General features: G+C 64.0%; 22 protein-coding genes. 14 read left to right on the top strand and 8 right to left on the bottom strand.

The features are described from left to right. Nucleotides 1-7 precede the first annotated feature (7 nt). Together XH93_RS02755 and ureG are read left to right on the top strand one after the other, a co-directional pair. Nucleotides 8-706, top strand: a complete 699-nt coding sequence (locus XH93_RS02755) for an urease accessory protein UreF (protein WP_194472300.1) — start codon at nt 8-10, stop codon at nt 704-706. Next, nucleotides 703-1,374, top strand: a complete 672-nt coding sequence (gene ureG, locus XH93_RS02760; RefSeq protein ID WP_194472301.1) for an urease accessory protein UreG — start codon at nt 703-705, stop codon at nt 1,372-1,374. Before XH93_RS02755 ends, ureG begins: the two co-directional genes overlap by 4 nt. Before the next feature lie 80 nt (nt 1,375-1,454). Here ureG and XH93_RS02765 read toward each other — a convergent pair whose 3' ends face one another. The 3 genes from XH93_RS02765 to XH93_RS02775 all read right to left on the bottom strand — a co-directional run bounded on the left by XH93_RS02765 (nt 1,455) and on the right by XH93_RS02775 (nt 7,503). Beyond that, nucleotides 1,455-1,736: a hypothetical protein gene (locus XH93_RS02765; RefSeq protein ID WP_229173040.1), complete on the bottom strand. Its 282-nt coding sequence runs from the start codon at nt 1,734-1,736 to the stop codon at nt 1,455-1,457. After that, nucleotides 1,733-1,957 (bottom strand): hypothetical protein, encoded by a 225-nt coding sequence (locus XH93_RS02770; RefSeq protein ID WP_194472302.1) that lies wholly within the window; start codon nt 1,955-1,957, stop codon nt 1,733-1,735. Before XH93_RS02770 ends, XH93_RS02765 begins: the two co-directional genes overlap by 4 nt. Nucleotides 1,958-2,022: 65 nt before the next feature. Further along, nucleotides 2,023-7,503 carry an AAA family ATPase gene (locus XH93_RS02775; RefSeq protein WP_194472303.1) on the bottom strand — a complete coding sequence of 1,827 codons (5,481 nt, stop codon included), beginning with the start codon at nt 7,501-7,503 and terminating at the stop codon, nt 2,023-2,025. Nucleotides 7,504-8,187: 684 nt separating this feature from the next. Here XH93_RS02775 and XH93_RS02780 point away from each other — a divergent pair. Next, complete coding sequence (locus tag XH93_RS02780; protein WP_194472304.1) at nt 8,188-9,507, top strand: sensor histidine kinase; 1,320 nt, start codon at nt 8,188-8,190, stop codon at nt 9,505-9,507. A gap of 82 nt (nt 9,508-9,589) precedes the next feature. Here XH93_RS02780 and XH93_RS02785 read toward each other — a convergent pair whose 3' ends face one another. Together XH93_RS02785 and XH93_RS02790 are read right to left on the bottom strand one after the other, a co-directional pair. Next, nucleotides 9,590-10,033, bottom strand: a complete 444-nt coding sequence (locus XH93_RS02785) for a YkgB family protein (protein WP_371814912.1) — start codon at nt 10,031-10,033, stop codon at nt 9,590-9,592. A gap of 314 nt (nt 10,034-10,347) precedes the next feature. Beyond that, nucleotides 10,348-10,581 carry a hypothetical protein gene (locus XH93_RS02790; RefSeq protein ID WP_194472305.1) on the bottom strand — a complete coding sequence of 78 codons (234 nt, stop codon included), beginning with the start codon at nt 10,579-10,581 and terminating at the stop codon, nt 10,348-10,350. An 18-nt stretch (nt 10,582-10,599) separates the two neighbouring features. Here XH93_RS02790 and XH93_RS02795 point away from each other — a divergent pair, with 18 nt between their 5' ends. Next, nucleotides 10,600-10,965 carry a response regulator transcription factor gene (locus XH93_RS02795; RefSeq protein ID WP_194472306.1) on the top strand — a complete coding sequence of 122 codons (366 nt, stop codon included), beginning with the start codon at nt 10,600-10,602 and terminating at the stop codon, nt 10,963-10,965. Nucleotides 10,966-11,120: 155 nt separating this feature from the next. Further along, nucleotides 11,121-11,606, top strand: a complete 486-nt coding sequence (locus tag XH93_RS02800) for a sigma-70 family RNA polymerase sigma factor (protein ID WP_194472307.1) — start codon at nt 11,121-11,123, stop codon at nt 11,604-11,606. 74 nt (nt 11,607-11,680) lie between these two features. On the opposite strand, the gene XH93_RS02805 is transcribed toward XH93_RS02800, so the two are convergent. Beyond that, nucleotides 11,681-11,857 (bottom strand): hypothetical protein, encoded by a 177-nt coding sequence (locus tag XH93_RS02805; RefSeq protein ID WP_194475553.1) that lies wholly within the window; start codon nt 11,855-11,857, stop codon nt 11,681-11,683. On the opposite strand from XH93_RS02805, the gene XH93_RS02810 reads away from it, so the two are divergent. The 3 genes from XH93_RS02810 to XH93_RS02820 all read left to right on the top strand — a co-directional run bounded on the left by XH93_RS02810 (nt 11,833) and on the right by XH93_RS02820 (nt 13,833). Continuing rightward, entirely contained in the window at nt 11,833-12,513 is a 681-nt protein-coding gene (locus XH93_RS02810; RefSeq protein ID WP_194472308.1) for a sensor histidine kinase, read from the top strand. The genes XH93_RS02805 and XH93_RS02810 overlap by 25 nt on opposite strands. Nucleotides 12,514-12,534: 21 nt before the next feature. Next, entirely contained in the window at nt 12,535-13,062 is a 528-nt protein-coding gene (locus tag XH93_RS02815) for a YkgB family protein (RefSeq protein WP_194472309.1), read from the top strand. 105 nt (nt 13,063-13,167) lie between these two features. Further along, nucleotides 13,168-13,833: an ABATE domain-containing protein gene (locus tag XH93_RS02820; RefSeq protein ID WP_194472310.1), complete on the top strand. Its 666-nt coding sequence runs from the start codon at nt 13,168-13,170 to the stop codon at nt 13,831-13,833. A gap of 31 nt (nt 13,834-13,864) precedes the next feature. Here the strand turns inward: XH93_RS02820 and XH93_RS41980 are convergent, their stop codons facing one another. Further along, a complete protein-coding gene (locus tag XH93_RS41980) occupies nt 13,865-15,019 on the bottom strand; it encodes a CGNR zinc finger domain-containing protein (RefSeq protein WP_246799471.1) in 1,155 nt (384 codons plus the stop codon). Between the two features lie 116 nt (nt 15,020-15,135). On the opposite strand from XH93_RS41980, the gene XH93_RS02830 reads away from it, so the two are divergent. The 4 genes from XH93_RS02830 to XH93_RS02845 all read left to right on the top strand — a co-directional run bounded on the left by XH93_RS02830 (nt 15,136) and on the right by XH93_RS02845 (nt 22,853). After that, nucleotides 15,136-15,786 carry a response regulator transcription factor gene (locus tag XH93_RS02830; RefSeq protein WP_210241716.1) on the top strand — a complete coding sequence of 217 codons (651 nt, stop codon included), beginning with the start codon at nt 15,136-15,138 and terminating at the stop codon, nt 15,784-15,786. Nucleotides 15,787-16,008: 222 nt separating this feature from the next. Further along, the gene (locus XH93_RS02835; protein ID WP_246799472.1) at nt 16,009-16,962 is read left to right on the top strand and encodes an AraC family transcriptional regulator; all 954 of its coding nucleotides are present in this window, start codon (nt 16,009-16,011) and stop codon (nt 16,960-16,962) included. A gap of 116 nt (nt 16,963-17,078) precedes the next feature. After that, nucleotides 17,079-18,107: a zinc-binding alcohol dehydrogenase family protein gene (locus tag XH93_RS02840; protein ID WP_246799473.1), complete on the top strand. Its 1,029-nt coding sequence runs from the start codon at nt 17,079-17,081 to the stop codon at nt 18,105-18,107. Between the two features lie 474 nt (nt 18,108-18,581). Continuing rightward, on the top strand, nt 18,582-22,853 hold the full coding sequence (locus XH93_RS02845) for a Calx-beta domain-containing protein (protein ID WP_194472311.1): 4,272 nt from the start codon (nt 18,582-18,584) through the stop codon (nt 22,851-22,853). 122 nt (nt 22,854-22,975) lie between these two features. On the opposite strand, the gene XH93_RS02850 is transcribed toward XH93_RS02845, so the two are convergent. After that, entirely contained in the window at nt 22,976-23,998 is a 1,023-nt protein-coding gene (locus XH93_RS02850; protein WP_194472312.1) for an LLM class flavin-dependent oxidoreductase, read from the bottom strand. Nucleotides 23,999-24,341: 343 nt separating this feature from the next. On the opposite strand from XH93_RS02850, the gene XH93_RS02855 reads away from it, so the two are divergent. Together XH93_RS02855 and XH93_RS02860 are read left to right on the top strand one after the other, a co-directional pair. After that, the gene (locus XH93_RS02855) at nt 24,342-24,848 is read left to right on the top strand and encodes a GDSL-type esterase/lipase family protein (protein WP_194472313.1); all 507 of its coding nucleotides are present in this window, start codon (nt 24,342-24,344) and stop codon (nt 24,846-24,848) included. A 4-nt stretch (nt 24,849-24,852) separates the two neighbouring features. Further along, nucleotides 24,853-25,836 carry a tripartite tricarboxylate transporter substrate-binding protein gene (locus XH93_RS02860; RefSeq protein ID WP_194472314.1) on the top strand — a complete coding sequence of 328 codons (984 nt, stop codon included), beginning with the start codon at nt 24,853-24,855 and terminating at the stop codon, nt 25,834-25,836. Nucleotides 25,837-25,860 lie beyond the last annotated feature (24 nt).

Genomic DNA, 25,860 nt, shown 5'->3' on the forward strand with positions numbered 1-25,860 from the left:
GCACGCGATGACTGCCGAGCAATTTGCGCAATTGCCGCAGGCATTGCTGCGCCTGCAGAGCTGGCTCTCGCCGTCGTTCCCGAACGGCGCCTACAGCTATTCGCATGGTCTCGAATGGGCGGTGGAGGCCGCTCATATCACCAGCCGCGCCAGCCTTGTCGACTGGCTCGAGGCCGACCTTTGCTACGGCTCCGGCCGCAATGAGGCGATCTTCTTCAAGGATGCCTATCGCTCCGTGAGCGAGGGCCGGGAGGCCGAACTCGCGCAGCTTGCGGGGCTGGCCGCGGCTTTCCGTGGCACGTCCGAGTTCGTGCTGGAGTCGGCACAGCAATCGTCGGCCTGTCTTGCGACGCTTCGTCAGGTCTGGCCCGACCGGATCCTCGATGTCTTCGCGCACCTGCAGTGCGCGCCGGTGCTGGCCGTCGTGCTTGGTGCGCGGTCGGCGCGCGAGCGAATTCCGCTCTGCCTTGCCCTGCCGGCCTTCCTGCACAGCTACGTCGCCAATTTGGTCATGGCGGGCGTGAGGCTGATCCCCCTCGGTCAAACCGACGGTCAGCTTGCGATCGCGGCGCTTGAGCACCCGATCCTCGCCCTGAGCGCCAAAGCAGTCAGCGCGACCATCGATGAGTTGGGGTCGGCGGGTCTCATGGTCGAGCTCGCTTCGATCGCGCATGAAACACAGTATACGAGGTTGTTCCGGTCATGAGCACGAACGCAAGCACGACGTCGTCGCCTCGCACGCGGCCCGCTCCACCCAGCCACGGACCGTTCCGTGTCGGCATCGGCGGGCCGGTCGGCTCCGGCAAGACAGCGCTGGTGGAGGCGTTGTGCAAGCATCTGCGGGACTTCTACTCGATCTATGTGATCACCAACGACATCTACACCAAGGAGGATCAGCTGATCCTGACCCGGGCGGAGGCGCTTCCGGCCGAACGGATCATGGGCGTCGAGACGGGTGGCTGCCCGCATACCGCGATCCGCGAGGATGCCTCGATGAACCTTGCCGCGATCAACGACATGAACGTGAAATTCCCGGCTACCGAGCTCTGCTTCGTGGAATCGGGCGGCGACAATCTCGCCGCCACGTTCAGCCCCGAGCTGGCCGACTTGACCATCTACGTGATCGACGTCGCCGCGGGCGAAAAGATTCCGCGCAAGGGCGGGCCCGGCATCACGCGGTCGGACTTGTTGGTCATCAACAAGATCGACCTCGCGCCGATGGTGGGGGCCAATCTCCAGGTCATGGAATCCGACGCCCGGCGCATGCGCGCCATACGACCCTTCATCTTCTCGAATCTGAAAAGCGGATTGGGCGTGGAGGAGATCGCCGCCTTCATCCTGGAAAAGGGCGGCCTGACCACCATGGCGCTCTGAACAACGTCAGGCTTGCAAGGCCGAAAGACAGCCGGCCGCGCATGCGGCCGCGGCTCGGCGCGTCTTCCGCAACGACCGCATCAGCAGCCGCGACAGATCTTCAGCTTCCGGTCGAACTCGGCATTGTCGATGCCCTGCTGTTCGTTGAAGATCGACTGGCGACGCTGAGTGGCCTGGTCTTCCGCCGAATTCGGCATGAACTCCTGGCCGCGCGGCTGCACGCGGACATCTTCAACGGCTGCTGGCGGAGGCGCCTTGGCCGATGACGGGTTTGGCGCGGACTCCGCCGCGATTGGCGTGGCGAGGGCAAGAAGCAGACCGGCTGACGGCAGCGTGCATGAAGCAATCGAGGATATCTTCACTGGTCGTCTCCTTTCGGCAGATCGGACGATGCCTGATCCTCGTGGTCATAGAGGTTCTCGACCTCAAACTCTTTCTCCGGATTGTTGCGGCTACGCCGATCTTGACGAATGCTGGGATCGAAAGCGGGAGTCGCGGCGTCGCCGCAGGTGCGCGCTGCAAAATGCCGAAAAACAACCCCATGCAAAGTAACCGGCGGCTGCCGGCCTTCGGCAAGACCCACTTGACACGTCGGGCAACTCAGCGATATTCTTCCAATATTCCGAAATTGCGGCCGGCTGCGCCAGGCTAGCTCGGCCGGGAGTCGGAGTGCGCGATGGGTAGCGTGAAGCGAAACACGCTGCCGTGGGGATGATTGGGCGATGCCCACAGCGCGCCGCCATGCGCCTTGATAATCGACCGGCAAATCGACAGGCCGACGCCCAGGCCGCTCGGCTTGGTCGTGAAGAAGGCATCGTACAGATGCTCGGTCTCGCCGGCCGGCAGGCCGATGCCGACATCAGCCACGGCGACCGCGACGGTCTCCGAGGAGGTCAGTGCTGCGCCGAGGGAAAGAAATCGAGGCCGGTCATCCGTCGTTGCCATCGCCTCTATCCCGTTCATCATCAGGTTCATGACGACCTGTTGCAATTGCACGCGGTCCCCGAGCACGATGTGCGGGCCGACCGCAAGATCCATTCTGAGCACCACGCGTTGCCGGCGGATCTCGCTGCTCAACAGCGCCGCGGTTTCCCTGATCGCGTCGATCACATCGAGCGGCGCTCGCGTCGGCGCCGACTTCCTGGTCATCTGGCGGATGCTCTCCATCACGCCACTGGCGCGATGCGCGTATCCGGCGATGCGCGCTGCCGCTGCGGCGGCTTTGCCGATCTCGGGAGGGTTGCGCGCGAGCCAGGCGCTGCAGGCGCCGGCTCTCGCGGCGATCGCCGTCAGCGGTTGGCGCACTTCATGCGCGATCAGGCTGGTCAATTCGCCGAACGCGGTGAGGCGGGACGCATGCGCAAGATCGGACTGCGCCGCCTGCAACGCTTCCTGCGCACGCCTGTAATCGCTCAGATCGATCGTGGTGCCGATGTAACTCCTCAGCCGCGCTGGTTCGCAGGGAGTAGGTCGTCCTACGATATGCAAATGCCGCACTCCGTCCGGACGGACCAGGCGGAATTCGCAGTCGAAGACCTCGTCATTGCGCATCGACGCTTGCACCGTGCTGCGAAGGGCGGCGCGGTCCTCGGGATGAACCATGCGAAAGGCGCGCACAATGCTCGGCGGCTTTCCGCTGCGGGGATCCGCGCCGAAGATCCGATAGTGCTCGTCGGACCAGATCAATCGGCCAGTGCGCGCATTCCAGCTCCAGCTTCCGGTGTGGCTGATGCTCTGTCCCTCGGCCAGAAAGGCTTCGCTGCGCTGCAGGTCGGCGTATAGCCGTGCATTCTCGAGTGAGATCGCCGCCTGCGCCGCGAGCAGGTCAAGCACGATCGCCCGCTGCGGCGTGAATGCTCCGACTGTAACGTTGCTCTCGAGGTAGAGCACGCCGACGAGCTTGGCCTGCGCGACGATCGGGAGGCAATGAAACGAGACTCTGCGTCTCTTCCGCAAGTAAGGATCTGCCGAGAACAGGGCCTTGTTTGCCGGCTCGGCCGAATTGAGGCTCGTTCGGGTCCGGACAACGTAGTTCAATACCGGCTGGGAGAACTGGACGTGACGATGGTCCGCCTCCGACATCGTCACGTCGACGCCGTTTGCCGAAAGATGCGCCTCCGCGGCGATCTTCGGACCGTCGTTCCCCATCAGGAACAGGATGCCGCGTTCGGCGGCGGCCTGCTCGATCACGACCTGCATCAAGGTCCGGATCAACGTATCAAGTTCGATTTCTCCGGACAGTGCGCGAGACGCCTTGAACAGCGCGTTGACGTCGAGCTGCTGCAGCGGCAGGTCGGAAGCCGCAATCGGGGTGCGTGCGTCCGAGGAGGGTAGATGCGGATGGGCGCGCTCGAGTTGCCGGACCTTGGCGTCAGCACCCCACCGCTGGTAGCAGTCGCGTGCAATCGCCAGATAGGAGAGGACCACGGTTCGAATGCCACGCGCCTCGTAGAACCGTGCCGCGCGCTCGGCGGCGATCGCTTCGATCTGCACGAAGTCGGCTTCCCGGGCCAGGCGGATCGCTTCCTCGTACAGCCGTTCCGCCTCGAGTTCGCGGCCTTCGATGCGCGCGATCTCGGCCGCGAGCAGCGTCAATCGGCCGGCGAAATTTTCCGTGGCGTGCGCGCAGCGGATGGCGAGCTCGTGCCAATGCTGACGAATGCTTTCGACATGCAGCTCGCGTCGCTCCGGCGGTGCCGCATCGTGTGCGGCCGCATGGGCGAGCGCTGCATAGAACCGGTATTCCACCAGCTCCAGATAGGCGCGTACGCGCAGGTAAAGCTTGTCGGCCCGTGCGACGAATGCAACAGCAGCATCGTGGTGCCCTGCCAGCACGTTGACCTGGATACGGTTCACATAATGCATGCAGGCCGTCTGAGGCCAAGCCTCATGCCGGGGATAGACGTCGGTGGGACCGGGCACCTCGAAGCTGCGGTCGTTTTCGTGGCCGATCAGGCTGAGCGCCAGATCTCTCTGCGTCGCCGAGTTTGCGGCCGGCAGTTCGAAACCCGCGGCCTGGTCGAACGCAACGTCCCCTTCTGCATCATTCAAGGCCTCCTGAAGCGGATTGCCGCAGAACAGGCGGATCGATGTCAGCATCCAGCTCAAATAGGCGACCCAGGCAAGGTCACCGGTCGCCAATGCAATATCGCGGCCGCGTCGAACGAACGGCAACGCGGACCGGATCGGCTGAACCCAAGGGATGACATAATAGCCGAATACGGCGATCGCCCGGCCGCTGAATCCGAGTTGCGGCTGCCGCTCCGCCAGCCAAACCCCGAGCTGCGCCAGGCGGACACCGAATTGCGGATCTGCGTAACGGTTGAAGAAAACGCTGAACACGCACACCAGCGGGTAGCAAGCGCTCTCGCAGCTTCCGTGCTGCAGCGTCAGGCGTGCCGCTCCCATGATCACAAGGTGCGACAGGTTGAGATCGGTGAGGAGAGCAGGTGAGACGAGGTCGGCGAACACTGCCATCGCCGTGCGATGGTCGGGGTCGGTCATGGGGGGTAATGCGCGAAGGTCGTCGTCGGACAGCTGCTCGGACAGCATCCGCAGGCGACGGCCTTCCTCGTCCACTTCGCTGTCGGTCGGATGGGGTTGCCAGTCGATCCCGATCAAACGCAAAACATCGAGGCAGACGGCAACGGCGCGCGCAAGCTGGCCCTGCATCGAGCAGAGGTTGGACAAAATCCTGGCGACGGCCGCGCTGGCTTGCAGGTTGGCGCAATTCTGCGACAGCAGAAGCAAATGTGCTTCCGCGACATCGAGATGTCCGACCAGAAATTCGCATTCGGCGCGCAGCAAGGCGATTGCAAACGCCCTCTCGCTACAGCGCGGATGCGCGTCGTCGCCGAGCAACTGCTGGGCGATCTCGAGATAGGCGATTGCGGCATTGTAGGCCGCCGCACTCCGTGCGCGCCGGCCGGCCGCAAGGTTGACTGCGATGATGTGTTGCCGTTCGACGTCGTTCGTCACGGCGCTGACGCCGCGATTGAGCTGGTTGGCGACGATGTACAGCTTCTCGCTCGTCTCGTCCGGAGCTGTTTGTCCTGCCAGCGCCATCCCGATGCGGAGATGCAAAGCGGGCCTGGATTCGGCGGGCGCAAGCCCGTAAGCAGCCTCCTGCACGCGATCGTGCACGAAGGCGTAAGACCTGCCCTTGCGGGCGACGAGGCCGGCCTGCAGCGCCGGACGCAGGCTCGCAATGACCTCCTGCACCGACCGGCCGGAGGCGACCGCGAGACCGTCAACTTCGGCGGCGCTGCCGAGGGATGCAAGATCCAGCAGGACCTGCCGCGAACCTCCAGACAGCAGGTTCAGCTTTGCCGCCATCAGATCGGCGACGCTGTCGGCGAGGCCCTGGGCCCGCACGCGAGCGATATCCCACTGCCAGGCGCCCGCACGCGGATCATACGCCAGCAGGCCTTCGTCATTCAGCGTCCTGAGGAACTGGGTGGCAAAGAACGCATTGCCGCCGGTCTTGGCATGAACCAGCTTTGCCAGCGACCGCGCTTCCGCGCGGCCACATTCGAGTGTTTCTGCAATCAAGACTGCAATGTCGAGCGAACTCAGGGGATCCAGCACGACCTCCTCGACGGGGACGCCCGCGGTGCGAATCGTGTCGAGCTGCAAGGTCAGTGGATGGGAGGGGCCGACCTCGTTGGTCCGGTAGGCTCCGATCAGCATCAGGTTCGACACATCGCGCCGAGTGACGAGATCGCCGACCAGATCGACCGTCGCCACATCCAGCCATTGCAGGTCATCGACAAACAGGACGAGGGGGCGGCCGGGGCGGGCAAAGGCCCCGACGAGCCGCCGGAACACGATGCGCAGGCGGTTCAACCGATCCTGGGGCGTCAGGTCCTCGACCGGAGGCTGCCGACCGAGGATCAGCTCGAACGCGGGAATCAGCTCCGTCACAAGATGACCGTTCGGTCCGATCGCCTCGGCCAGCGTTTGCCGCCAGGCGGCAACCTCCTCGTCATCGTAGGTGAGAATCTGGCGCAGCAGCGATGCGAAGGCCTGGTTGAGCGCCGCATAGGGCGTATCTCGCGTTTGCTGATCGAATTTGCCGGTCGCGACCAGGGCACCCTCCGGCGCCAGATGGGATTGGAATTCCGCGGCGAGCGATGATTTGCCGACACCGGAAGGCCCGGAGATCAGCGCAACCACGGTCTGCCCTGACGCGGCGACGCGGTCGTAGACCGTGTGCAGGGCGGCGATTTCATCGGCCCGGCCGTAAAGGGTGCGTGGGATCCGGATGGTGGTGACGGCATCGTACCTGCCGAGGGCGAAACGATGGACGCGCCGCCGGGCGGTCCACTCCGCCAGGCATTCCTCGAGGTCGGCCGCAAGACCCTCTCCGGACTGATAGCGGTCGGCGGGCTCCTTCGACAGCAGCTTGAGCACGATGGCGGAAATCTGTGGCGGCAGGTCCGGCATTCGCGCGCTCGGCGCGGGAGGCGCGCGGACGACGTGGCAGTGGATCCACTCCTCGGGCGCAGATGCGCTGAACGGCAGGGTGCCGGTGAACAGCTCATAAAGCGTGACGCCAAGTGAATAGAGATCGCTGCGGCCATCGATCGGCCGGTTCATCCGGCCGGTCTGTTCCGGCGAGATATAGGGCAGCGTACCGGCAATCACGTCTGCGGCGACGCCGTGGGCGGTCTCCTGGGGGGTCTGATGCGTGGCGTTCCCGAACCCGGTCAGGCGCAGGCCGTCGCGCTCGGTGACCAGAAAATTTCCCGGCTTGATGTCGCGATGCACCAGCCTCTGGCGGTGCAGCCTGGCCACACAGCCGGCCATCCCGACCGCCAGCCGAAGTCGAGCGTCAAGGTCAAGCGGATTGCCGATGCGCCCGGCCAGCGGTTCGCCGCCGGGGTCCTCGAGCACAAGCATCATGTTGTCCTTGTGGGGGATCAACTCGACCGGAAGCACGGCCCAGGCCGGGTCAAGATCGGCGGCCAGGGCGTATTCGTTTTCAAGCTTCTCGAGGCTGCGTATCGTCGGTTGCCGCGGGACGAGGACGAGTTGCGAGCGCGCGCCGCCCCGCGGATCGGCCCGATACAGGATGAACGTATCGTCTGCCCGCAGGCGTTCGACGGCGCATTTCGTGAGGTCAATCATCGATCGCGCATCCTTCGGGGGGACGGATAGCGTTGGCGGCGACTGGGTCTCGCCGGCTGGAAAACACCTGCCTTCATCTTCCCGCGCATACCGGACGCAAGAATGCCGTCCGCTCGAGAGGACGCGTTGGTCAGCTCCATCGGCGGGCCGGGCGGTCGGTCACGGACCGGTGGACTCTGGATGTTCGGACACGCGGTCAAGCCGGTTACACCCCCGAGCAGAATTCGCAACAGCTCCACATGACACCGGGAGCGATGGCGAAGCTCCATCGACGGGCGTCTGAAGGATCACTTTGTCGCGAGAACAACGGCTTTGCGTTCCACAACCAGGATCTCGCGAGCTTCGAAGATCCGATCGGCCAGCTGTTCTGCGGACAGGGGATTTTCTCTCGTCTGCCTGTAACGAAACGACTCTTCCCCGCGAATTAGCTATGTCGGAATTGGCTGGACAAACCGTTCTCGAGTAACCTGTTTACTCGCTGTATCGGGGTTACTTCACGCCGGAGCCGCGAGCGTGTATGCGACGATATTTGGACCCCACGATGCTGGCTCACCCGCTGACCGCCCCCGGCGCGAATGCACGCGGACTGCGGCCAGAGCACCCGCCTGAGAGAGTCAACACGGAGCGATGAGGCGACCGGTACGGACGAGGCGACCTGCCGGGAAGCGGGGTGCGCGCCCTCGCGTGTCTTCCCGTTCGGAGCTGGAACAGCAGGTAGCCGAACTCGTTGCACAGCAAGCGGCCGTATCGGAAGTCCTGCGTGCCATTGCCCGCTCGCCAAGCGATCTGCAGCCGATCTTCGACGCTATCCTCGACAGCGCCGCGCGGCTGTGCCGCGGTGACCTCGGCAGCCTGCGTCTGTTCGAGAAAGAGGGCTTCCGTCTGGTCGCGATCCGAGGGAATCCCGACCTCTTCAAGCGGTGGCGGGTGCCGGACCTCGTGGATCACGGCAGCTATGTCGGCGCGTTGGCTGCCAGCAGGATACCGAGCCATATCCCCGACCTGGCGGTCCACGAGGCCTATCATCGCGGTGAGCCGCTCATCCGGGGTGTCGTCGACATGCTCGGCGTTCGAACCATGCTGGTCGTGCCGATGTTCAAGGATGACGATCTCATCGGCACGATCAATCTGGGCCGGATCGGGGTGCGGCCATACACCCACAAGGAGATTGCCCTGTTTACCGACTTCGCCGCGCAGGCCTCCATTGCCCTGGAGAGCACGCGTCGCGAGCGGCAGTATCGCGAGCTGCAGCACGAGCTGGCACGCGCGAACCGCGTCGCCATCCTTGGACAACTCGCCGCGTCGATTGCCCACGAACTCAAACAGCCGTTGACCTCCGTGGTCGCGAGCGGAGACGCCGGCCTGCGATGGCTTGCGAAACAGCCGCCTGGCCTCGAAGAGGCACGGCGTTCCATCGAGCGAGTGCTCGAAGGGGCGCTGCGCGGCGGCGGCATCATCACAGGCCTGCAGGGTCTTACCAAGAAGCAGCCGTCGCGCAGAGAGCCGTTGGATATCAACAGCGCGATTCAGGAGGTGGCTGTTCTCACCCACGGCGAGGCCATCAAGCACGGCGTCAGTGTGCGCACCCGGTTTGCGTCTTCGTTGCCCCCCGTCCAGGGAGACCGCCTGCAACTGCAACAGGTCCTGCTGAACCTGATCGTCAACGCCATTCAGGCGATGAGCGGCATCAGTTCAGGTCGCCGTGAATTGCAGATCAGCACCGAAAGCACTGCGGAAGGCGTGCGGGTCGGCGTTCGGGATACCGGCCCGGGGTTGCCGCCGGAGTGTCCCCCGCGTCTCTTTGAGCCCTTCTACACAACCAAGGCCGACGGCATGGGAATGGGCTTGGCGATTTGTCGCTCGATCGTTGAAGCGCATGGCGGACGCTTGTCGGCGAGCCGGTGCGAGCCAAACGGAGCGCTGTTCCAGTTCACGATTCCGGCCGACCGGGATGAGATGCCCGGCGATGCTGTCGTCGATGAGGACGCGGTCGCCGGCGATTGACCTGACGGACCGTTCGCAGACCGGCTCGACCCACCGATCAGGATCGGAAGGCGCGGACACCCCGTTTCAACGATCGGGCTCTTTAGTTGGTCGCTTCCCGTTCGCTGAATGCGATCCAGCGTTCGTTGTTGCTTGCGCGCAGGATATCCTGCTTCAGCAGATACACCGATGCCGACAGCAGCACGATATCCTTCACAAGAAAGAGAAAGGGCAGCGTCGCGGCCGGAAAGCCGCCGGCGGGCGCCGCCCAGGCTTCGGGGAAGAACGGGATGATCGTTACCGTTGCCACGTAGGTCGCGCACGAACCGAGCGAACCGAGGACAGCCAGCCTTCTGTTCCAGAACCCCAGCAGCAGCAGCGCGCCGATCAAGAATTCCGCGCTGCCGAGAAAGAACGCCGCGCCGCGTATGCCGAACACCGGATAGAGCCAGAAGATCAGCGGCCCGTGGCTGATGAACGGGATCAGCGCGTGCGCTTCATAGTCGAACCATTTCTGGCAGCCGAAGACGAGGAAGACGATGATCATCGTCGCGCGAACGAAATGATAATCGAAGTCGCCTCTGACGATGTCCAGTTTCGAGAGCTTCGCTATGAGAGCGTCCATGTGAGTGGCTCCAATGGGCCGTCGAACGCGGGGTGACGAGCTCCCCTTCGCTTTTCGATGATCAGACATGCGCTCGCGTCGGGCGCTGTGCGTCGATCAAGCAATATCAGGGGTCTCGGGGAGGCGCAGCGCGTCCGTTGCCGCGGATTTCGCAATCTTGCGGACTTTCACGCCCGCACCCGACGGGAACGAACAGCGACCGGCTCCCTCTCGCGGGGCGGACGCCGCGGAGAAACCTATACCAAGGTATGGGTCCTGGCATCACAACCGAGATATTGTTTTGGGGACGCGCTTGAAAGCATCGTGTCGCGGCGAATTGCGCTGCCGTTCGGCGCAGGTGGACTGTCCAGGCCGGGGAGGTCATGCGCGCTCCCTTGCTTGGCAATTTTCAACGCCCGGATGCCGCGCGATAGCTCACCCAGGCTCAACGAGGCCGTCTTCGTCTTGTTGGGTGCGGTGATCTTGGCCACCTTGCAGGACTGCCTTCGGTGACAATTCCTTTTGTCGCAGTTGTCGATGATGACGAACCGCTATGCTCATCCTTGGTCGACCTGATGCGCTCCGTCGGCTATCGCGCCGAGGCCTTTACCTCGGCGGAGACATTGCTGACGTCCGCCGGCAGATTCGCTTTGGACTGCATCATCGCCGACGTTCATATGCCCGGAATGGGAGGCCTCGATCTGATCCGGGAGCTGCAGCAGCAGGGCATCGCCACCCCGGTCATTCTCATTACGGCTCTTCCCGACAAGTATCTGGACGACGAAGCGGTCTTGAGAGGCGCTCTGTGCCTGCTCAGAAAGCCATTTGAAACGAGTTCGTTGCTCGATTGTATCGAGAGGAGCCTGGTCAGATGAAAACGCCCGCGAACGACGGCATCGTCCCTCCGATATCGGCTTCGCCGGCGTCCGTCGGTGATGCTGGTCCTTCGCGCGCCGGGCGCGGCGCCCGTCCGCGGCACAACGCCCGATGGGAGAGCTGGAACAAGTCCTCTCGGCGCTGGGGAGCTCTCATGACCGCGGCGCAGGCCGGCGACAGTCGGGCCTACGAGCAGTTGCTTCGAGAACTGGACGTGTGGTTGCGCCGCTACTATGCCCGTCGCTTGCCTCATCCGGCTGCCGACGATGCGAGACAGGACGCACTTCTGGCCATCCACGCCAAACGCTACAGCTACATACCATCGAAGTCGTTCGGCGCATGGGTCATGGCGATCGCGCACTACAAATGGATCGACCGGATCCGTGACGCATCTCGATATACCGCGCTGTCGCTCGACGAGGAGATTGCGGTCGAGGATCACGAGGGCGCCGCGGTCAGTGCCGCCGCGCTGGATCATCTGCTCGGCCGCTTGAAGCCGGCGCAGGAATGCGTGATCCGCCTCGTGAAACTGAAGGGGCTCAGCATCGCGCGCGCATCCGGAGCGACCGGGCAGTCCGCATCCCTGGTCAAAATCAATATCCATCGCGGCCTCAAGAAACTTGCAACCTTCGTGTCCTGATGCCGACGCGGCGAGCCTGCTGAGCTGCATCGGGAATGCCGCCAATGCGTCGCGTCAGCGTGGAGCGCGCGGCGCTAATTCATCAAGATCACCTCAACGGTCACAATCCCGAAATAGCCGGCCGTCGCGAGATGCCCGACAATGCGCATGCCTTCGGCGCGGCTCCGTAGCGAACGGAGGTCGGGACGATCGAGTTCGTGCGGATCCGACAAGAGTGGGTTGATGAATGAGGCCGACAGCTTCCGACCCATCTCGGGCTGCGCGCGGGAAGCCCGGGTGTGATCTCGGGCGCGAGCGCAACGCCGCAACGCAATTGCTGGTGCGGGAGCTTCGGCATCGCATCCACAATCTGCTTGGCGTCGTTCAGTGTCTCGTGACCAACACTGAGGCGACCACAGTCGATGATTATCGCACGGCGGTCCACGCCAGGATCGAGGCGTTGTCGGACGCTCATGATCTGATCGAGCGCGCGCACCAATCCCGTGTCATGCTGGCGAAGCTGCTTCAGCTGACGCTCAGGCCGCACGCGGCACGCCCGGGCGATCGTCTCGTTCTGGCGGGACCGGACATCACGCTCGAGCCGCATGTTGCGCTGCCGCTTCATATGATCTTCCACGAACTGGTGACGAACGCCGGCAAGCACGGCGCCCTGAGCTCGAGGTCGGGATCGGTCGAGGTGCTTTGGGACATCGTGCCGGGACCCTGCGGCCGGGCCCTCGCCATCCAGTGGCGCGAGCGCGGCGGACCGCAGGTGAGAAAGCCGGCGAACGAGGGCTTTGGCATGCGCCTGATCGCGAAGGCACTGCCCCGCGCGCAGGTCGATCTGGATTTCGCCCCAACCGGCCTGGTTTGCCGTCTGCTCCTCGAACTCGATTCCGGGTCGGTTCGGGGAGAGTGGGTCAGCTAGGAGCAATCAGGAGTCATCACCATGAACACGCTCATCGACGTCACGCTGAACCCGATCGTCGGCATCCTGCGCCGGTCGGGGCTGCTCGCGAACGATCTTGATTACCATATCGTCCGCGCCTCGATGGTGATTATGTTCTTCTTCTTCGGCTATCAAAAGTGGTGGGCGTATGAGGCGGACCGTCTGGTGCCGTTCATTAGCAATGGCCCGCTGATCTGGTGGCTTTATCCCGTCTTCGGGCATCAGGGCGCCAGCTGGTTTCTTGGCGTCGCCGAATGGACCTGGGGGGCGCTTCTGTTCGCCGGCTTTCGGGACAAGCGTCTCGGCGTTCTCGGTGCCGTCGGCTCGAGCGCGACGTTTGTCGCGACCGTCAGCATCATTCCCTTCATGCCGGATGGCTGGGATGCGTCGGCCGGAGGGTTTCCGGCGATGACCGGCAACGTGCCGTTCCTGATGAAGGATGTCGTCCTGCTGGCCGTGTCGCTGTATCTCCTGAAGCAGGACGTGGCCCGCGTCACGAGCCCGGTCGTTGCGAAGGCGCTATCGTGAGATCGCCTCCCGCGCCGGCTGAAGCACGCCAGCCCTGGCGATCGGCTTAACTTGTCGAGACGGCTTCGAGCGGTTACACCTTGGGCAACGCCCTAGGTGATTCCGATGACTGACCCGCGTCCCGCGCCGATCCTGGTCGCGGATTCTCCCGGTCTCGACTTCCTGAATTCGCTCGCGACGCCCGTGGACACCGAGGTCGACTGGATCGGATCGGGCGAGGATCTGATTGCCTGGCTGTTGCAGGCCGGCCTGGTGACGCCTGAGGCGATTGCCGACATGCGCAAGGCGGCGGCGCCGGGCGAATTTGACGCGGTCGCGGCGCAGGCCCGCAAGCTGCGCGAGTGGTTCCGCGGATTTGTGAAGGCGCACAAGGGCAGGCCGCTGAAGCCGAAGGTGCTTCAGGAGCTGCAGCCGTTGAACCGGATACTGATGAGGGACGAGGGGTTCGGCCAGATCGTCTCCCGCGAGTCTGGTCGCAGGAAGCCGGGAGGCGCGGGTGAAGACGACGCCCCGGTTTCCGGGCTGGCATGGCGTCCGCAGCGGCGGTGGCGATCGCCGGATGCGCTGCTGTTTCCGATTGCGAAAGCGATGGCCGAGCTGGTGTGCGACGAGGATTTTCGGCAGGTCAAGGCCTGCGAGGGACATCGCTGCACGCTGATGTTCGTGGACCGGACGCGCGGACGCGCGCGCCGCTGGTGTTCGATGGCCGTGTGCGGAAATCGGGCCAAGCAGGCGGCGCATCGCGAGCGCGCCTCGCGCGCCCGCAAATAGCCCCGCTCACACCGACGGTCCGTTCCCGGCATCATCGGCTTCCGGAGCTTCGTCGCATCGCGCGCTTGGCGCGGTTGCCGCAGACCGCCATCGAGCACCAGCGTCGAACGCGTCCTCTGGTTCTGTCCAGAAACAGCAGCCCGCACTCGGGACCTTCGCAGCTCCGCACATTGCTGAAATCTTCCTCGCACACCAGTTCAGCCATCGCGTCGGCGACCGGCAGCAGCAGCATGTCGGGGGATCGCCAAATGCGCGCCGTGGACCATTTGAGGCCGGATCCCGCGATGCCGCCGTTCAGTCCGCCGGACACGTCAATATGGGTGACCTGGACATCCCGTTCCAGGATTCGATTGAGCGGCCCCAGTCGTTCGATCGCCTGAGGCGGCAATGGTGCGCCCTTGAAATCCTCGACGAAGGTTCGAAACCACTTGCCCAGGGCCTTGGCATCAGCGGCCACGGTCTCGAGCGCGTCACGCTCCGCCGTCTTCCGCACGCTCTCGACGATTTCCGCCGGCACCAGCGCCGTGTCCTGCAACCATTGCAGGAAGGTTTCGCCATCGGAGATCGTCCTTGACGTGGCGCCCGGCAACTCGCCGAGCGCGTTCAGAAAGTCGAGACCGACGGCATTGGCAGCGAAGGTCGTCATGCGCGTGCGCTGATGCGGGGCCTGCGATTGCACGCCGATGCAGCAACGGTCTGTGGTTCGCCCGGACGGCCCGCCTCCCCGCGAGACGCTGCAATGTGTCCGTCGTTGCGCCGGCGGTGGCTGATCCGGGTCATTCGCCTCGTCTCCCTTCCGATTGTCCAACGCGATGCTGCGAGAGGGACGTTGCGCCAAGGAAAGCGAATTCGCCGCGTCGCTCTCGTCGCGCATCTGGATATTCGCAGGCGCGATCGAAGCGGTTACATCTCGGAGGATGATTTCGATCACGACTTCGGCAGTTGCCAGCAACCAGTCGCGCTGGCATGAGCGCCGTCGCGATCTCATGCAGGTGGAACGGACGGCTGCGCGACGGCCGGGTGACCGACATCCGCTTGGCCGTGAGTTGCCCGTGTCGGTTCGCTCCAGCCCGTGGAACGGCAGCGGCGCGGTTCCTTCGGCAGTCGGAACGCCTAACTTGTCAAATTCAACACGAACGGTTACATGCGTCACACTGACGCTGGTAATCTGATCGGGGTTGGCCATCTTCGCGGGGGCTTCCGCTGAGGGGCAGAAAGAGCTTAGTTCGCCCCGCAAGGAGGGCGTCAATGGGTGCAAGAAACCAAGACGCAAGGCGCGACATTCGCATTCGTTCTCCCGGCATGCCCATCGATTCAGACGCGAAGAAGCAACCAAGAATGCCGTCGTCGGGCTTCGTGCATATCGTCGACGACGACGTGGCGGTGCTTGAGTCGCTCGGAGACCTGCTCCGCTCGCTGGACTATCAAGTCGCGCTGTACAAATCGGCCGCGGATTTTCTCAAGGCCGAACTCCCCGATACGCCGGCATGCCTGGTGCTGGACGTCAGGTTGCCGGGCACCAGCGGCCTCGAGCTGCAGGAGTATCTTGCAAGCATCAACGTCGGGCTGCCCGTCATTCTGATGACCGGCTTCGGTGACATCCCGATGAGTGTGCGAGGGATGAAACTGGGCGCGGTGGATTTTCTGACCAAGCCGATCAGGAATCAGGATTTGCTCGATGCGATCGCGGTTGCGATCCGGCTTGACCTCGATCGGCGCGAGGATATCGCGCAGATCGCGGTGTTGCGGGAGAAGTATGCGCGTTTGACCACGCGTGAACGCCAGGTCATGGCGCTGGTGGCCTCGGGGCTCATGAACAAGCAGGTTGCCACCGAGCTCTCGATCAGCGAGGTCACCGTCAAGATGCATCGCGGCAGCGTGATGCGGAAGTTGGGCGCGAGCTCGGTGGCGACGCTGGCTCGAATGGCCGAAGCTCTCGACATCGAGCGGTAGCGGCCGCCGCCGTCGCTTGCGATTACCGGAAACTTGCCCGTCCTCAAGCCGCCCATACCAAGGTATGGGATCGTGCATCCCAACCGAGAGATTGTCGATATCCACCGCCGACAGCATGGTGTCGCCGCGTACTGTGCTGCCATACGGCCTCGCATGGACCCTTGCTTCCGAGGAGGAATGATCGCGATGGCGACATGCATGTCGAGTTCGAGGGAGCGCAGAATGATGCGCCAGGATGGCATCGATGGCGTTTCTGTCGACATCGTACAGGGCAGGGAGAGAGTTGACGCGGACCCGCTGAAATCAGTCGGCGGTACCGTCCATCATCAAACCGTCAAGATCACCCCCGCTGAAGCCGCCAAGCGCCTGGGCACGGGCTGGCATTGGTGGCATTCGGAAAGCATCCACGTGCCGATCGGCAGCAAGATCGAGTTCCACTTCCAGGGACTCTGGCATCTGCTCGCATTGTACGACGAGGGCATGCGCAAGAACGGCGAGACGACGATCGATGGCCTGCGATCGCGGCTTCGAAGTTTTGTGCACAAACTCACCTTCGTGCCCGCGGGCTGCGCATACCGTGAGTGTCATGAAGCCGGAGCGTCAACGCGGTTGACGTTTCTCTATCTGAATCCCGCGGCCTTCCGTGCATCGGACGGCGAAACCGCCCTGCTGCCACGACTGTACTTCGAAGACAGCCTGGTCTGGGAAACGGCATCGAAGCTGAAGCATACGATCGAGAGCGGCCAGGCCAAACATGCGCCGTATCTGGAGGCGCTCTCCGGCGTACTGGCCCATGAGCTCTCTCGCGTCGACCAGGAACTGGTTCGCGAGCCGGCGGTGATCCGCGGCGGTCTTGCCAGCTGGCAGAAGCGCGCTGTGGTCGGCTACATCGAAGAGCATCTTGGCGAACAGATCTGCCTGCTGACGCTCGCCGAGCTTTCTCGGCTGAGCCTTCATCACTTCTGTCGCGCGTTCAAGCAATCGTTCGGAATCCCGGCGCATCAATACCAGGTCCAGCGTCGCATGGAGGTCGCCAAATTGCTGCTGGCGGATCGGACGACATCGATCACGGATATCGCGCTCAGCCTCGGCTACGCCCAGACCAGTTCCTTCAGCAGCGCGTTCCGAAAGACCACCGGCTGGACGCCGACGGTTTTTCGCAGGGAATTCGAATAGGCCGAGGATCCGATCGCCGGCGAAGCGCGATTGCGGATGTCTGCCTGACCTTTCCGCGGACGAATAACTTCTTTGTGCGCCTGTAACCGATCCACCGCCATCCGCGAAAGCATCTGATGACCGGGCTGGAGGCGTTCCGCGCATTTACAATGGATTCGGGAGATGGTTCGATGCGTGCAATCGTGCTTGAAAAGTTCGGTGGTCTCGACAGTCTTGTCATCAAGGACATCCCGGAGCCCGAGCCGAAGGCGGGGCACGTTGTCATCCAGATCAAGGCCTTCGGCATCAATCACGCCGAGATGCATATGCGTCGGGGCGAGTGGGCCGAAGCGGCGCCCGTCAGCGGCATCGAGTGCGTGGGCCTCGTGAAGTCCTGTCCCGGCGGCGAGTTTCCCGTCGGCGCCAAAGTCGCCGCCCTGATGGGAGGTCTCGGCCGCACCATCAATGGCAGCTATGCCGAATATACCCGCGCGCCGGTTTCCAACGTCGCATCGATCGAATCGGATCTGCCCTGGGCCGACCTCGCCGCGATTCCCGAAACCTATGCGACAGCCTGGACCTGCCTGTTCCGCAACCTCGCCATCGAGCGGGGGCAGCTGCTCGTGATCCGCGGCGCGACGTCCTCGTTCGGCCAGGCGGCGCTCAAGATGGCGGTCAATGCCGGGGCTCGGGTGGTCGCAACGACCCGCAACCGCGAACGCTTTGCCATGCTCGAAAAGCTGGGCGCCGAGCGCTGTGAGATCGAGCGACGTGATTTATCGGGGCATATCCCGGAGGCGAAAAAGATCGATGCCGTGCTCGATTTGGTGGGCAACACGGTGATGCTCGATTCGCTTGCCATGCTTCGCCGCGGCGGCCGCTCGTGTCTGGCCGGCTGGCTTGGCGGTCTCGATCCGATCGCCGACTTCAATCCGCTGCTGCAGATGGCCAGCGGTGTCTATCTGACGTTCTTCGGCAGTTTTGTGTTCGGAACGCCGGGCTTTCCGCTCTCGGATGCGCCGCTGCAGCAAATCGCCGCCGATGCGGCCGCGGGTCGGCTCGACGTCAGGCCCATCAGAACCTTCCGTTTCGAGGAGATCCGCGAAGCCCATCGCGTGATGGAGGCCAACGAGGCCAGCGGCAAGTTGGTCGTGGTGCATGCCTGAGGCGACGGCCGAAACGAGAACAGGTACGTATTCAATGTCGGTGCGGACCGCTGGCAGGCCGCGCTCGACTTTCTTTGTTCCGCAGGGCGGTAATACTAAAGTCGTTTGGCTTTCGTGCAAGGTGTGACGGGGCGAGCAGATATCGGGCCACGACATATGAAGCGTCGACGCCCGGCAAGTCTTCCCGCAAACCACGGACAACCTTGGATAGTGCGCGCGGACCTTGACTCAATTCCTAGAATAATCGATGTTTCAATCTATTATTGGGGTTTGGGGGGATTGTTGCGGCTTTTTTCATTCTGCCATTGCTGTTTTCCGAGCGTCTTACGTGCATAGTAAAGATCTGAGATTTTAAGATCCGGACCAGGAATTATTCCTGAAGACCCGCCAATTTTGCTGCGCATACAAGCAATCGTCGAAACCAACATTGGCGGAAGCCCGGCGCGTCCTTCCCCGCACTCGGGGGAATGCACCATGACGAATTTTGTGTTTGTTGACGGCGACGACGACGCGTTCACGATCGACAGCGCCCATCAGCGGCATGTGAATCCCGGCGGCCTCACGTTCAGTACGGTGACCTCGGTATCGGCCTTCACGGCCGCGCAATTTGCCGGCGTCTCGTTCTGGGCGATCGACTCCAGCAACCTGTCGGCCTTCCAGTCCGGCGCCGCATTCAGCGGAGTCCGGCTCGGCGCCGACAACTTCACCGGATTTATCTCCGTCAACCTGGCCCCGGGCACCTGGTATCTCGGCATCACCACCAACAGCAGCTTCACCGGCGGAAGCATTCCGACCTACAGCGAAATGTCGACGCTCTCGCTTCCGGGAGAGTCGTTCGTCGGCAACGTCCCGATGCGGGCCGACGGCAATGCCGGCGCGTGGGACGCGCAGGGATTCACCATCACCGGCAACGTTCAGCAGTTCTGGGAGGCTGAGGCGAGCGCCGGCGTCTACGTGATCATGAATGACGAGCTGTTCGGGCAATTCCAGGCGGCCTATCCCAATGGTTACACCGGCGGGAGCTACGCCTATCTGACCGCGTTGGGAAACGGCAACGGCGGCAACACCAGCGACATCGATGCGGAAACATTCCTGCCGGCTGGCCACTACTACATGGTCTGGATCAACAATTCGACTGGCTGGGCGGGCGGGGCCGCCAACCTCACCGGCTTCAGCGCCAGCGCAGGCAATTCGATCGGCACCACCGGTAGCGGTGGTTCAGGCGGCGGTGGCGGTGGTGGAGGCAACACCGGCGTCAATCTCACGACCACGCTGCTGGACGTCAACACCAACGCGGGTATCGGCCTGCCCTCGACCACGACGGTGGCCGGCGGCGACGTCATCTTCCATTATCACGTCAACAATTCCGGCAGCACCTCGGCCTCGGCCGGGGCGGTCGGCTACTATATTTCGTCCGATCCGACGATCACGACGAGCGATCGCCAGATCACGTATGGCAATCTGTTCGATGCGGTGCCGGCGAACGGCAGTTCACAGGACTACTTCGTGGACATAAAGCTGCCCGCGGATATCGCGCCGGGCACCTGGTATGTCGGCGTCATCGCCAATTCCACCCAGCAGACCGTCGAGACCAACTACGCGGACAATCCCTCCGCAGGTTTGCCGATCACGATCACGGGCTCGTCGACCCCGTCGACTCCGACGCTCTCGATCGTTCCGGTGTCGGCGAACAAGGCCGAAGGAAGCTCCGGCGGCTCGACGCCCTTCACCTTCGAGATCGATCGCAGCGGCAGCACGACGTCGACCTCATCGGTCAACTGGGTGATCAGCCTGAACAACCAGCCGGCCGCCAACGGAGCCGACTTCGTCGGGCCGCTGTCCGGCTCGGTGTCGTTTGCCGCCGGCGAGACCAGCAAGCTCATCACCGTCAACGTCGCCGCCGACACGGTGGTCGAGTCGAATGAAATCTTCCAGGTGGATCTCTACGGCGCCGCCGGCGCCACCATCAACCCGTCGAACGCAAGCGCGCAAGGCATCATCCAGAACGACGACAGCCAGGCGACGCTGTCGATCGTGCCGATTTCAGCCAGCAAGGCCGAGGGCAGTTCCGGAGGTTCGACGCCGTTCACATTCGAAGTCGACCGAAGCGGCAGCGCGGCGGCGGCCGCATCGGTCAACTGGGTGATCAGCCTGAACAACGCACCGGCCGCCAATGGCGCCGACTTCGTCGGGCCGCTCTCGGGCTCGCTGTCGTTCGCCGCCGGCGAAACCAGCAAGTTGATCACTGTCAACGTTGCGGCCGACACCGTGCCCGAGTCCGACGAACTCTTCCAGGTCGACCTCTACGGTGCCTCCGGCGCCGCCGTCAATCCGGCGGCCGCTAGTGCTATCGGGATGATCTTCAACGACGACGCGCAGCCGACATTGTCGATCGTCCCGGTCTCAGCGAACAAGGCCGAGGGCAGCTCCGGGGGCTCGACGCCATTCACGTTCGAGGTTGATCGCAGCGGCAGCTCGTCGATCGCCTCGTTTGTCAACTGGGTGATCAGCCTGAACAACCAGCCGGCTGCGAACGGTGCGGACTTCGTCGGACCGCTGTCGGGAATGCTGTCGTTCGCCGCGGGCGAGACCGCCAAGCTGATCACCGTCAACATCGCGGCCGACACGGTGGTCGAATCGAACGAAATCTTCCAGGTCGACCTCTACGGCGCCGCCGCCGCCACCATAAATCCGGGGGCTGCCAGCGCGATCGGCACCATCCAGAACGACGACATCCCGCCTCCGGTGCTGTCGATCGTTCCGGTCTCGGCGAACAAGGCCGAGGGCAGCTCCGGCGGCTCGACGCCGTTCACGTTCGAAGTCGACCGGGTCGGCAGCACGGCCGCGGCCTCGTCGGTCAACTGGGTGATCAGCCTGAACAACCCGCCGGCCGCCAACGGTGCCGACTTCGCCGGCCCGCTGTCCGGCTCGCTGAGCTTCGCCGCCGGCGAAACCAGCAAGCTCATCACCGTCAACATCGCCGCCGACACGGTGGTCGAGTCGAACGAAATCTTCCAGGTCGATCTTTACGGCGCCTCCGGCGCCGGCATCAATGCGAGCGCCGGCAGCGCGGTCGGCATCATCCAGAACGACGACATACCGCCTCCGGTGCTGTCGATCGTTCCGGTGTCAGCCAGCAAGGCCGAAGGAAGCTCCGGCGGCTCGACGCCCTTCACGTTCGAGGTCGATCGCAACGGCAGCACGGCGTCGGCCTCCTCGGTCAACTGGGTGATCAGTCTGAACAACGCGCCGGCCGCCAACGGCGTCGACTTCGTCGGGCCGCTCTCTGGTGCACTGACCTTCGCCGCCGGCGAAACCAGCAAGCTGATCACCATCAACGTCGCGGCCGACAAGGTGCTCGAGCCGACCGAAATCTTCCAGGTCGACCTCTATGGCGCGGCCAACGCGACCATTGCGCCATCCGCCGCCAGCGCGATCGGCGCCATCCAGAACGATGATACGGCGCCGATCGTGTCGATCGCGCCGTTGTCCGCCGACAAGGCCGAGGGCGATTCCGGCCTCACGCCGTTCACGTTCAACGTCAGCCGGGGCGGAGACACCTCCGGTTCGACCAGCGTGAACTGGGTGATGAGCCTCAACAACACCCCCGCCGCCAACGGCACCGATTTTTCCGGTGCCTTGAGCGGCGCGTTGACGTTTGCGGCGGGCGAAACCACCAAGACGGTCACGATCAATGTCGTCGGCGACACCGCGTTCGAAAACAATGAAGCGTTCCAGATCGATCTCTACGGCGTCAGCAACGGCACGATCGACTCGCACGCGGCGAGCGCGCTCGGCCATATTCTGAACGACGATGCGCTGGCGGGTCTGTTCACCGCGGGCAACGATACCGTGACCCTTCCGGGCCCGGGTGGCGTCTACAACGCGCTCGACGGCGACGACACGGTGTTCGGCACCACCTTGTCGGATTACATCGTCGGCGGCGCGGGCAACGATCGCCTGTTCGGCGGCACCGGCAGTCCGAACACGCTGCAGGGCGGAACCGGCAACGACACCTACTTTGTCGAAGCCTCCGGTGACTCCATCGTCGAATTCGCTGGCGAAGGCACCGATACCGTCCAGACGCCGCTCACGACATTCGTGCTGCCGGCCAATGTCGAGAACCTGACCCACACCGGATCTAGCGACTTCGTCGGCGTCGGCAACGGCTCCGATAACATCCTGATCGCGGGCGGCGGCAGCAACTATCTGGTCGGCCTCGGCGGCAACGATACGCTGATCGGCGGCGGCTCCGCTCCCAATACGCTGCAGGGCGGCGCGGGTGACGATATCTACGCCGTTCAGTCCAATCAGGACACCGTCTACGAAGTCGCCAACGAGGGGACCGATACCGTTCAGACGTTCCTCGCCAACTATGTGCTCCCGGCGAACGTGGAGAACTTGACGTTCATCGGACCCATTGCCCACGACGGCACCGGAAACGTGTCGAACAACGTCTTCACCGGTACCGCGGCGAGCGATACGTTCACCGGCGCCGGCGGCAGCGATACGTTCAACTATCGCCAGGCCGGAGGTGGCTTCGACACCATCACTGACTTCAACGCCAACAATGCCGATGCCAGCGGTCATGATCACATCGACCTGACCGGACGCGGCCTGAATTTCGCCCAGCTTGCGGTGACGACGGTCGCCGGCGGCGTTGTCGTCGGCATCCCCGGCGGTGACGCGATCTTCCTGAAGAACGTGGTGGTCTCGCAGATCGATACCGGCGATTTCTTCTTCTAGGACGCGACGAAGTTAGGTTGAGTTGGAGCGGCGTCGGACGTTCACCTCTCCCCGATGGGGAGAGGTGGACCGAATCCAGGCCAAATCGCTTCAACTCAACGTCATCCCGCTCTACGAGAGGGTCACCGCCAGCCCAGCGCTGGCGCGACGTGGGTCAGGATCGCCTCGATCGCGTGCACATTGTAGGCGACGCCGAGCTGGTTCGGCACGGTCAGCAACAGCGTGTCGGCCTCGGCGATGGCTTCGTCGTTGCGGAGCTGCTCGATCAGCACATCAGGCTCGGCGGCGTAGCTGCGGCCGAAGATGGCGCGGGTCCGTGGGTCGATGAAGCCGATCTGGTCTTCCTCCTCGCGGCCGCCGCCGAAATAGGCGCGGTCGCGATCGTCGATCAGCGCGAAGATGCTGCGGCTCACCGAGACGCGCGGCGTGCGGGTGTGGCCAGCCTCCGTCCAGGCGGCGCGGTAGGCGCGAATTTGCGCGGCCTGCTGGACGTGGAAGGCTTCGCCGGTCTCGTCGCTCTTCAGCGTCGAGCTCTGCAGGTTCATGCCGAGCTTGGCGGCCCACGCCGCGGTGGCGTTCGAGCCGGCGCCCCACCAGATCCGCTCGCGCAGGCCTTCGGCGTGCGGTTCGACGCGCAGCAGCCCGGGCGGATTGGGAAACATCGGCTGCGGATTAGGTTGCGCAAAACCCTCGCCGCGCAAGAGATCGAGGAAGATCTCGGCGTGACGCCGCCCCATGTCGGCATCGCTCTCGCCTTCGGCCGGCTGATAGCCGAAATAGCGCCAGCCATCGATCACCTGCTCGGGCGACCCGCGGCTGATGCCGAGCTGCAGCCGCCCGCCGGCGATCAGATCGGCGGCGCCGGCGTCCTCGATCATGTAGAGCGGGTTTTCGTAGCGCATGTCGATCACGGCGGTGCCGATCTCGATCCGGCTGGTTTTGGCGCCGACCGCCGCCAGCAACGGAAACGGCGAGGCGAGCTGGCGCGCGAAATGATGGACCCGAAAGTAGGCGCCGTCGGCGCCGAGCTGTTCGGCGGCGACGGCGAGCTCGATCGACTGCAGCAGCGTATCCGCGGCCGAGCGCGTCTGCGATTGCGGGGAGGGCGTCCAGTGCCCGAACGAGAGAAAGCCGATTTTCTTCATCTGGCCAGTCTAGCGGTGTCCGGATGGTTTTGCGATCGTTAGCCAGCAGCCGCCGCGGAACGAATGGCGTTGTCATCGACTTGTGGACATATGGAGGCACCCAGACCCTTGGTAGCCAGGCTCGCGGCAGGCGTTGCGCTTGCGATCGCGATATTTGCGGTGGCCTATTACGGGTACTTGGCGTGGCTGCTGGTTTCACCGGACTGAAGCCGCCCGAGCCTTCTCCGTCAGGACATCTTGTGGAATGATGTTGCGCGCCCTGACGCGCCGGCGTCACGGCCGCGCTGCATGCTTTTCAGCGCCTGATTTCACCCGCCGTGCATCGAGGCGAGGCAATATGATAATGAAGATCCGTTGCATCCGACCGCTGGCAGGAATCCTGCTGGCGATCATCTTCCTCGGCGCAGGATCTGCGCTGGCCGAGGCCGCCACCATCGTGGCGCTCGGCGCCAGCAATACCTACGGTAAGGGCGTGGCCCGCAACGAGGCCTATCCCGCTCAGCTACAGGCCATCCTCAAGGGGCGGGGCAAGCCCGCCCGCGTCGTTAATGCCGGCATCAATGGCGACACCACCGAGGGCATGCTGCAGCGGCTCGATCGCGCCGTGCCCAACGGCACCAGCCTCGTCATCCTGCAGCCGGGCGGCAACGACCGGCGCAAGGGCAGCCCGGACCGCAGCGGCGAGATCCAGAGCCGCCTCGCTTCGCGCGGCATCCCGGTCGTCATGATGGGCAATGAGATGCTGAGCGGCCTGCCGCATCAGCCGGACGGGATTCATCTGACGCCGGAGGGCTATCACATGCTCGCGGAAGCCATCGCCTCACGCGTCCAGGCCGCGATGGGCCGCTGAGCCGATGATCGCGCGCCGGCCATTCCTGCAGCTCGCGCTCGGAGCAGCAACGCTGCCGCTCGCCGCGTCCGGCGCCCGCGCGGAATCCTTTCCATCGCGCCCCGTGACCATCATCGTGCCGTTCGCGGCCGGCGGCCCGACCGACGTGCTGGCGCGGATCATCGCCGAATACATGCGCGGCACGCTCGGCCATCCCGTCGTGATCGAGAACATCACGGGCGCCTCCGGCACGGTCGCCGGGCTGCGCGCATCGCGCGCGACGCCGGACGGCTACACCATCACGATCGGGCATTGGGGCACGCATTGCCTCAACGGCGCGATCTATCAGCTGCAGTATGACGTGCGCGAATTCGAACCGCTGGCGCTGATCGCGAGCGGGCCGCAGCTCGTGATCGGCCGGCCCGACCTGCCCGCGAAGGATTTGAAAGAGCTGATCGGCTGGCTCAAGGCCAATGGCGACAAGGCCACCGCGGGCACCGCAGGGCCGGGAACCGGCGCCCATGTCGCCGGCGTGTTCTTTCAGCAGTTGACGCAGGCCAATTTTTCGTTCGTGCCGTATCGCGGCGCCGGCCCCGCGCTCAATGACCTGATGGCCTCCCATATCGACATCATGTTCGATCAGGCCTCCAACTCGCTGCCGCAGGTGAAAAGCGGGACGGTGAAGGCCTATGCGGTGACGGCGCCGTCGCGGCTCGCAACCGCGCCCGAGATTCCGACCGTCGATGAAGCCGGATTGCCCGGGCTCTACATCGCCTATTGGCACGGCATCTGGGCGCCGAAGGGGACGCCTGGCGAGATCGTGGCTGTGCTGTCGAAGGCGGTGATGGCCGCGCTCGCCGACCCCGCCGTCGGCAAGCGATTCGCCGAGCTCGGGCAGGAGATCCCGCCGCCGGACAAGCAGGGCCCCGCCGCGCTGCGCAGCCACCAGGCCGCCGAGGTTGAGAAATGGTGGCCGATCGTCAAGTCGGCCAACATCAAGCCGGAATAGTCGTAATCGTCTGATTTGGAAGCA

This window comes from Bradyrhizobium sp. CCBAU 51753, assembly GCF_015291565.1.
GTDB classification, from domain to species: Bacteria; Pseudomonadota; Alphaproteobacteria; order Rhizobiales; family Xanthobacteraceae; genus Bradyrhizobium; species Bradyrhizobium ivorense.